At 65.8% G+C, this 1273-nt stretch carries 1 protein-coding gene and 1 tRNA gene; one reads left to right on the top strand and one right to left on the bottom strand.

The features are described from left to right. Positions 1–446: hypothetical protein (locus KDK95_RS34660; RefSeq protein WP_212522590.1), on the top strand; the 446-nt coding region annotated here is incomplete at its 5' end. A 465-nt stretch (positions 447–911) separates the two neighbouring features. Here the strand turns inward: KDK95_RS34660 and KDK95_RS34655 are convergent. Then, positions 912–985 (bottom strand) — tRNA-Ile (locus KDK95_RS34655). Between the last annotated feature and the right edge of the window lie 288 nt (positions 986–1273).

Here is a 1273-nt window from a genome sequence, read left to right as displayed (position 1 = left end):
GCTCCGCGGGGGCGGGGGAGGGGGTGTTGATCGAGGCGATCGGCCGGTTCTGGTCGGTGTCGTTGCCGGCGGACTTCGGGGACGTCGCGGGCGCTTATGGCGACACTTCGATTTCGGGTTACCTGTACCTGTGCGGCTCTCGAACGCTGGAGTCGTACGCGGCGCGGATGGGCCCGCTGCTGGAGAAGTCGTCCACGGTGCCGTACGCCGTGCTGCCCACGCCGGGCGGAGCGCTGTTGTGGGGCAACACCCTCGACGGCGACCAGTTGTTCTTGGTGCCTCACGAGGACGGCACGCGGACGGTTTCGGCGTTTCGCCGTAACTGGCACGACTTCATCGATACTGACATGTGTTTCAGCGACTGGGTGTACCTCGGTCTCACCGGCGGGGCCCATACCGATTGGCTCCCTGAGTGGGGACCGCTTCCGCATCCGCTCGAGACCTGACGGCGAGGCCCCGAGGATCGGAGCCCGACCAAGAGACTCGGCTGCCGATTCCCGCAGATAGCCCGCATGGGGTAGATGGTCGCCGAGCGCCCCGGCTCGCTTCAGGCGGTGACCAGCCACGCGCGGACAGCGCGGCACGCCTTGATACGCCGGTCAGGGCCAAGTTTCGTAAAACCCTGCAACAGGTCTGCTACCCGCAGGGGCCTTCCGGAGGACAGTGGCGCGTCTCACGCAGGGCTATTGACCGGCCCGAATACCGCCGATCGCCGCGAAAACGGCCGACCCACGGATTCATCCGTCAATTCCCACGGGGCATGTGTTCATCTTCAATCCGGCCAAGATCATTCCGGGTCCCTCCCACTTCCCTCCCACTTTCACCCGAAAGACCGTCAGATGGTCTAGTCCATAAGCGTGAAAATGGGGCGAAAGCCCACGTCAACCCGGTGGTCGGATGTCCAACCTCGGTAGGGCGGGTGGGACTCGAACCCACGACCCAAGGATTATGAGTCCTCTGCTCTAACCGGCTGAGCTACCGCCCCTGGCGCTCCGGCGGAGGGGTTGTGCCCGGTTCTGCCCGGTATCAACCAATTCACCCGCCGGATGCAAAACGTCTCCGGGGCGCGGGGCCACGGAGACGTTCTCGCGCTCCTGCAATAGGACTCGAACCTATAACCTGCCGGTTAACAGCCGGCGGCCAGCGATCCAGGCCCGGTGCGCGCGGTCTCCGAGGGCGCGGCGGCGAACGGCTCCGCGATCGCCTACGACCCGGGCAAGTCGCTGCCGACCGTCAAGGAGACGAGCGCGGGCCCGAAGATCACCATTCCCGC

This window comes from Actinospica acidithermotolerans, from assembly GCF_018139625.1.
Lineage (GTDB): Bacteria > Actinomycetota > Actinomycetes > Streptomycetales > Catenulisporaceae > Actinospica > Actinospica acidithermotolerans.
The sequence above is the reverse complement of the archived record's forward strand: the minus strand, read 5'-3'. Positions and strand labels throughout refer to the sequence as shown.